Raw genomic sequence first — 7,369 nt, 5'->3', positions numbered from 1 at the left:
ATTGCCCATCATTCGGTAGGCGAAGTTATAGATTTGGCGCTGGTAACGCTTTACGAGTTGATCATAAGCGGACCAGTCCCCACACAGCGTACGCTGTACGAGGTCGGAATCCTTTTCTTCCACGAGTGTGATCGTCCCCATTGGTCTCACGGAGCGCTCTCTTTCTTGAAGAGACTACGCAACCGTGAAGTGTTCGGTTTCAAGAACTTTTCTGACTTCATTCTACACACAGGCGATTTGCCCTATTTGGCCAGGGATGCGGCTTATTTAGTGCGATCCTGTTCTATCTCATGAGCGATTTCGAGGAAACTTCGATAGCGCCTAGCAGAAAGCTGCCCTTGCTCTACCGCCATCTTAAGACTACATCCGGGTTCGGTTTCGTGCCGACAGTCGCGAAACCGACAAGGGGTAGCGAGAAACGGCCTAAAATCAACAAAACATTCGGCCAACTCTTGCCGAGAGAGGGCGGGCAGCTCAAGCTGCCGCAGACCGGGCGTATCGGCCACCCACCCGCCTCCCTCCAGCGGAAAAAGTTCGCGTACGGTGGTGGTATGCCGTCCTCGGTGGGTAACATCGCCAACAGCTCCCACCTTCAGGTGCAAACCTGGTTGCAGAACGTTGAGTAGGCTCGACTTGCCGACCCCAGAAGGGCCGGTAAAGGCTGAAATACGCCCGCGCAGCACTTGACGAAGCGGCTCAATGCCGGTCTCTTTCAGGGCGCTTGTCGGCAAGACTTTGTAGCCAAGCGCTGCAAACTCACCGAAACTGTTTTGAAATTGCGCCTCATCCACCAGGTCGCGCTTGTTGGCTACCAGAACGGCCTCCAGACCAAACGCCTCGGCGGCCACAAGCCAACGGTCTATGCGCCACGGGTCGGGGTTTGGCTCGGCACAAGCAAAGACCACAACCAACTGGTCTAGATTAGTGACAAGCGTTTGCTCCTTGCCACGAAAGGCCGCTCTGGCGAAGCGCGTTCGACGCGGCAGCACCTCCTCGATCACGCCGGTATGGTTGGGCAAAATGGAAAAGAGCACCCGATCGCCAACGGCTACGACGTCGGTTTGTGGGGGCCTTTTCGCCTTGACAACCCGGCGCGGGAGCGCTGCGCTCTCCGTGTAGGTGAGCTGTTTCCGAAGCGTGCCTCTCAAGATGCAGGTATAGCGAGGCGGATCGCTGCTTTTATCTGCCTCCGCTTGCACAATGTAGGTGCCGCTTAGCACCTTCAACACGATACCTTCCTGCAACTCCCTGCAGGCCATATCGCCTTTTTCGTTCTGAGCTTTGTACGCCTCCGACGCCATTCCTTTCCTCATTCCCATGCACACCAAGGTGCACATTCACACTATGGATGGGAAGTCCACTCACCACGGTGTAACCCACTATAAATCCGGCAGCTGAAGAGACAACGGTTTGCCACTCGTGGCGATCCGTTCGGCGAAACCTCGTGTAATAAGGATACTGTTAAAACAAGTCGCAAGGAATCTATCCCGCAAGTCCTCTAAAATCGGGTGACATTAAGAGCGGGTTGCAGCCCATAATCGTATCTACGTCTATTATACCGCTAATAGAGCCGTCAAATCCTATTCCCTTCCTCTTGTACACTCTGTTGCACTACCCTCCGCTTTTTTCCAGGTTCGCCAATGTTTCGGCGAGGGCATCTATCCTCTTTTCTCTCAGATAGGCTTCATTGTCCTCGTCATTTATTCCATTATGAGTTATTGCCATCACGCGGGCCTTCAGTCCTCCCACCAGTGACCGTATTTGGGGTTCTGCCGACGCATCGTTCACACCTAGCATGGGAAACAGCGAAGAGGCCCAATTCTCTGATATGGACGGCAGATCGTTGAGACATCCCGAAAGCAGTAGATGCTCCTTTGCGCGGGTAAGAGCCACATAGAGCAACCGCGCAGCCTCCTCTTGATCGCGCTGTAACCGTAGTTCCTCGATGACATTGTAGACGAGATCGCCCTCTCCCATAATTCGGCTGCCGATGGCCATAGTTTTGCCATGGCAGATAAACAGCTCCTGAGAGGGTAGTTGGAATGGGTGGGACAGATCGGCCAAGCACACCACAGGAAACTCCAGTCCCTTGGCCCGATGGATGGTAAGCAGCCGCACCACGTCTGCCTCTTCCTCTTCTGTCGGGGCATCCCCTTCGCGGGGGGAAAGCTTTTCGATCTCTTTCAGTTGTTGTATAAAGGCAGAGACGCCGAAGACCGGTTCTGCACTCGCCATCTGTAGAAGCTTACGCATATTCGCCAATCTTCTGCGGCCATTAGGCCGACTTAGGAGACAAATGTCGTAGTTTGTTTGCAGAATAAGCCTCTCCAAAATTTGGCCGACAGGGAGCCTATCTTCCTGGGCGCGAAGCGTTTCCACAACCTGCAGAAAGCAGTGCAGTCTTTCTTTTTCTCTTTCGGTCAAAACTTGCGATTTCAGCAAGGCATTGAGAGAGAGATGAGGCGGCGCCGAACTTCTTTCTCCACGAAGGCGATGCAGTTCCACGAGAGAATCGATCCTAAGTCCAACAAACGGCGAACGTAATACCGCGGTCAGTGCGACATCATCAAAAGGAGTATCGAGATAAGTCAGGACATTTAAGAGATCGCGAACCTCTTGCCTTGCATAGTAGCCTCGTCCTCCCCCCACGACGAAACAGGGTACTCCGTGGCGGGCAAAGGCCTCTTCATAAAGGGCAACACGCGTTAGGCTGCGAAAAAGCACGGCGATGTCGCGCCAGCGTACAGGCTCTCCACACCTCGGGTCGGAGCGGGCGGTGATGTGCAGGTGCTCGTTCTCCACAATCTCACGAATGCGAACGGCCAAAGCCTCCGCTTCTCTCAGTTGATACTCGTCTCTACGCATATTTCTCGCCAGCAGAATCTCTATAGAGGGAGTCTCTTTCGGCAGAAAGTCCGCCCCTGGTGTTAGAGGTTCAAAGTTCTCTTCAACGAAGGTATGTCGTTTAAACACCAGTTCAACCAGTTTAAGCACTTCAGGACGAGAGCGAAAATTATCGGTAAGCCGCACGTGGACATGTCTTTTTTCGTTTTCTGCCTGTCGAATGACCTCCCGAAACAGCAGAGGCTCCGCCCCGCGAAAGGCGTAGATGGATTGCTGGATGTCACCAACCAGAAATTTTCTGTTGCAAATCTGGCCGCCTTCCTCATGCAGCAGTTCAATGAGGCGTACTTGCAGACGATTCGTATCCTGAAACTCATCTACTAACAGATGACGGAAGTGTTTTTGGTAGCGATGGCGCACCGCAGAGAAATTTTCCAGCAATTGGACTGCTTTGCTTTGAAGGTCTTCCATATCTAGACAGCCAAGACGGCGCTTACTCTCCTCATATGCGCGCCACACATGGAGCGACAACTCCAGAAAGTTATGGCAACAGGAGGCAGATTGTCTCTCCAGTTCGCGGGTCGTTTGGTGTACCTTTAGCGCCTGGATCACGGACTCTTTTATGCGATAGAGAATGGGTAAAAGATCACGTTCGCCAGGGCCACTTGCATGATAACTCCGCCGGTTCACAAGAGATTTTATCCCCTTGAACCACTCCAACAAGGAGTGGGGATCGCCTTCATATTGAGGACACGCCGCGATTTGACGGTCTAACCTGTCTGCAAGCTCTCGCATTCCTCCCCGCAGACTTCCCAGAAGCGGCTCAAGGGCATTCCGACATGCCTTCAGCTCAGAGACGATGGGTTCAAAAAAGGTGCGTACAATCGCTAGATTCCTTCTCGCAATACCATCCAGCGATTCGGCAGCGATGTTTTCGACATCTTCTTGCTGCCATCCGGCATTGCGCAGAGTTGCGAGCACATGTTCCAACGACTCGGCCAACAAAATAGTTAAATCACGATTGTTTTGCAATTCATTATGTCCATTTTGTACAGCCGTCAAAAGTTCTCGTATTCGCGCGTCGTTTTTCTCTATTAGGCGATCCAACTCCTGTTCGCAACAACGATGCAGGAGTTGGGCGGCCCTTACCTCATCAAGCACCTGAAATTGGGGGTCTACTTGAGCTTCAAAAGGGTTTTCTAACAGCAGTCGCGCGCAAAACCCGTGAATGGTGCTGATGTACGCATTCTCGATCTGGTGCAGTTCCTCCAGCAGATTCAGTTTCCGAAATGCCTCGATGATCCGGTTTTTCATTTCACGCGTGGCTTTATCGGTAAAGGTGATGACAAGGATATGTTCAGGTGTGGCTCGAAGCTCTTTGGCAAGGCTTCCACGCTTGCTCTCAACAATAATCCGCACGAAGCGCTCTACCAAAACTTTGGTCTTCCCCGACCCTGCTCCTGCCGACACACAGACATCTTTATCCATAGCCTCGATGGCCGCCTGCTGCGATCGGGTGAAGGTAGAACTCATCATGACACTCCCTTACTTATCTGTCTGCTTCATGGAGTATACTTTTTTCCAACACGTATTGGCATCCTTTGGATACAGCATGGCCACAGTATACGCAATCGTCAATCAGAAGGGTGGGGTAGGAAAAACCACAACGGCTATCAATGTTGCGGCCTATACCGCCTTAGCGGGTGCCCGAACCCTGCTTATCGATCTCGACCCGCAGGGCAATGCGACAAGCGGCTTTGGCATCAATCGAAAATCCTTAGAGCACTCGACATACGATGTCCTTGTAGAGGGCCATCCCCTTCTGGAGTCTCTGGTAGAAACGCCCATCGCGGGTCTTTCCGTGCTTCCTGCCACCATCGATCTCGCGGGTGCCGAATTGGAGTTAATGCCTAAAATCGGGCGTGACAACTATCTTCGCGAGGCCATCGAGCCTGCGGTAGGGCATTTCGATCTGATCTTCATAGATGCCCCACCCTCTTTGGGCATTCTCACGATAAATGCCCTGGTTGCGGCAGAGGGACTTATCATACCGCTACAAGCGGAGTTTTACGCACTGGAGGGAATATCCCAACTCTTGCGCACCATCGAGCTAGTTCGTCAGCGATTGAATCCCAAGCTAGAGATCACCAAGGTGATTTTAACGATGGTCGACTCGCGCACTCGTCTCTCGCAACAAGTAGCCGATGAGGTCCGTCAATTTCTCGGGGACAAGGTCTCTGCTACCGAGGTGCCTCGCAATGTGCGTTTATCCGAGGCACCCAGTCATGGACTGCCGATAGCTCTCTACGATCCTCGCTCTCGTGGAGCGATTGCTTATAAGAAAATTGCGGAGGAGATATATGGCCAAACGCGGACTCGGTCGCGGTCTCGCCATGCTGCTTCCTGAGGCGGCAGATATTCCTCAGGGTCAGGTACGTGAGATAGATATCTCGGAGATTCTGCCCAATCCCTATCAACCTCGAACGCTTTTTGACCCGGTGGCGCTTGAAGAGTTAGCCCAGTCCATTCGTGAGCACGGGGTCCTTCAACCCATCCTTGTGAGGGAGACCGATTCGGGCAAATTTGAGGTGGTAGCTGGAGAGCGTCGCCTTCGCGCTGCCCAACGTGCCGGATTAACCCGCATTCCCGCCATGGTGCGCGACTGTTCCGAACGGGAGATGCTCGAGGTGGCCATAGTCGAAAACCTTCAACGTGAGGACATCACTCCCATTGAAGCCGCCAAGGCCTACCTCCGAATGATGCGCGAATTCGGTCTCACTCAAGAACAGGTTGCGCAACGTGTAGGCAAGACTCGCACCGCGATCGCGAACGCCTTACGTCTCTTACAACTGCCAGAGGAGGTTCAGGAAAGCCTAGAACGTGGCGAGATATCTGAAGGACACGGCCGTGCGCTCATGATGGCCGAGCGTCCTGATGCCATCCTCCGCCTTTGGACTGTTGTTAAATCGCGTGGTCTTTCCGTTAGGGAAACGGAGCGTATGGCCAAAGCGGCTCGTCAGGCTCTCTCTCCTTCTTCTGCTCCTCCCTCTCCTCCAGACCCGCAGATTCAATATATCCAAGAGCGCTTGCAGGGTGCACTCAAGACGCGTGTAGCCCTTCATTTCACATCGAGTGGCACAGGGCGCATCGAAATATTTTTCTATTCTCTCGATGAACTTGAGCGCCTCCTCGACATCCTTGTACCTCAGGAAGGTTAAATACGGCAATGAGAAAAGAGCGTTTTTACTTCCACGATCCCCTTGCTCCCTCTCCCAATGTGCCGCTCCATCCCGGCGTTTCTGCTGTTCTCATGGATTCGGCAGGTCGCATTTTATTTCTCAAGCGCCGACAGAGCGACTACTGGTCACTGCCCGGCGGTCGTATTGACCCCACCGAATCCGCCGCCGAATGCTGTGTGCGAGAAGTGTTGGAAGAGACCGGTCTATTGACACGAGTAGTGCGTCTTATCTCTATCAACACCGATCCACAGAGCATAGTCGCCTATCCAGATGGGAATGTGCACCGTAGCTTTGTCCTCTGTTTCTTGGTTGAGCACGTTGAAGGCGAACTGCGTCTCGGCGCGGAAGCAACCGATTTTCGTTGGTGCCTCCCTTCCGACCTAGAATCTCTGCTTATCATCCCAGACAGTCGCCAGAACGCGCTCGATGCCTGGTCTAACCGGCTTATGACCTTTATTCGGTGAGTGTCAAACGTTTGACATTACCTGGTTCCCTTCCACTTTTGCCAAACAGACGTTTCTTTAGGCGGCAATAGGGTTGACAACAGCCAACAAAAGTATTGAGACGAATACCCCCTGTGGGGTAGGAGGTACCTTGAGACTGAGCGCTTAGCGCCACTACCACGAGTTGTACAGGTAGTCACGTCCATGAAGATCGGCTCTGCGGCCCGGCGGCTTTGTGCCGGTCTACGAGTACCCGGTCGCTGAAGCAGGAATCGAACCTGTCCTATTTGCGTATGGTTTGAGCAACGGTTCAAAAAAGAAGGCAGGTGTGGGTGGGTGTGCAATAGTAAAAAGGGCAGGAGTTCTCCTGCCCTTTCGCTTTCTGGAGTCAGCTACGATCACAATGCCGTGTTGTCGGCAAGAGTGCGGCGGATCATGAGGTCGGCAACCTCTTCTCCACTCACATGATATTGACCGCTCTCCACGAGGGCCTTCAGCTGCATCACGCGGTCCATTCGAACATCAGGAACCTGCTCGACAGCCTGTTTGACCTTCTGGATATCCTGCGCCTTGGCAGATATCTCGATGGAGACAGCCTCCGGACTGGTCGAAGACGAATCGCCGGTTCGAGAACGAGCCATGCGGCTTTTAACGTTCGCACCACGTAGCGGCGTGGCGGCTAGCAGACGATTCACTTCCTCGGTAGATATTTGCATTGTCTTGCCTCCTGACCATTAAGACGCGATAACCGCGCCGAACTGAGTCGAGGACGGCAACCTGGCAACCATGGGGGATAAACCCCTACAGGCCCATGGCTTTGCGCCCCCACATTTCTATGGGTTT

At 53.2% G+C, this 7,369-nt stretch carries 6 protein-coding genes and 1 riboswitch; of the genes, 3 read left to right on the top strand and 3 right to left on the bottom strand.

Annotation, left to right across the window (positions count from 1 at the left end; genetic code table 11):
• Positions 1–263: 263 nt before the first annotated feature.
• Both rsgA and VKV18_RS12815 read right to left on the bottom strand, forming a co-directional pair.
• On the bottom strand, positions 264–1,301 hold the full coding sequence (rsgA, locus tag VKV18_RS12820; protein WP_324204592.1) for a ribosome small subunit-dependent GTPase A: 1,038 nt from the start codon (positions 1,299–1,301) through the stop codon (positions 264–266).
• 310 nt (positions 1,302–1,611) lie between these two features.
• Positions 1,612–4,380: a UvrD-helicase domain-containing protein gene (locus VKV18_RS12815; RefSeq protein ID WP_324204591.1), complete on the bottom strand. Its 2,769-nt coding sequence runs from the start codon at positions 4,378–4,380 to the stop codon at positions 1,612–1,614.
• Positions 4,381–4,456: 76 nt separating this feature from the next.
• On the opposite strand from VKV18_RS12815, the gene VKV18_RS12810 reads away from it, so the two are divergent.
• Genes VKV18_RS12810 through VKV18_RS12800 form a run of 3 tightly spaced genes read left to right on the top strand, consistent with a single transcriptional unit; the run spans position 4,457 to position 6,547 of the window.
• The gene (locus VKV18_RS12810) at positions 4,457–5,251 is read left to right on the top strand and encodes a ParA family protein (RefSeq protein WP_324204590.1); all 795 of its coding nucleotides are present in this window, start codon (positions 4,457–4,459) and stop codon (positions 5,249–5,251) included.
• A complete protein-coding gene (locus VKV18_RS12805) occupies positions 5,205–6,062 on the top strand; it encodes a ParB/RepB/Spo0J family partition protein (protein WP_324204589.1) in 858 nt (285 codons plus the stop codon). Before VKV18_RS12810 ends, VKV18_RS12805 begins: the two co-directional genes overlap by 47 nt.
• Positions 6,063–6,070: 8 nt before the next feature.
• Positions 6,071–6,547 carry an NUDIX domain-containing protein gene (locus tag VKV18_RS12800; RefSeq protein WP_324204588.1) on the top strand — a complete coding sequence of 159 codons (477 nt, stop codon included), beginning with the start codon at positions 6,071–6,073 and terminating at the stop codon, positions 6,545–6,547.
• 377 nt (positions 6,548–6,924) lie between these two features.
• On the opposite strand, the gene flgM is transcribed toward VKV18_RS12800, so the two are convergent.
• A complete protein-coding gene (gene flgM, locus VKV18_RS12795; protein WP_324204587.1) occupies positions 6,925–7,242 on the bottom strand; it encodes a flagellar biosynthesis anti-sigma factor FlgM in 318 nt (105 codons plus the stop codon).
• A gap of 52 nt (positions 7,243–7,294) precedes the next feature.
• Positions 7,295–7,369, bottom strand: a riboswitch (cyclic di-GMP riboswitch). This riboswitch is flagged as partial in the annotation.

This window comes from Chthonomonas sp. (genome assembly GCF_035294505.1).
Lineage (GTDB): Bacteria > Armatimonadota > Chthonomonadetes > Chthonomonadales > Chthonomonadaceae > Chthonomonas.
The sequence above is the reverse complement of the archived record's forward strand: the minus strand, read 5'-3'. Positions and strand labels throughout refer to the sequence as shown.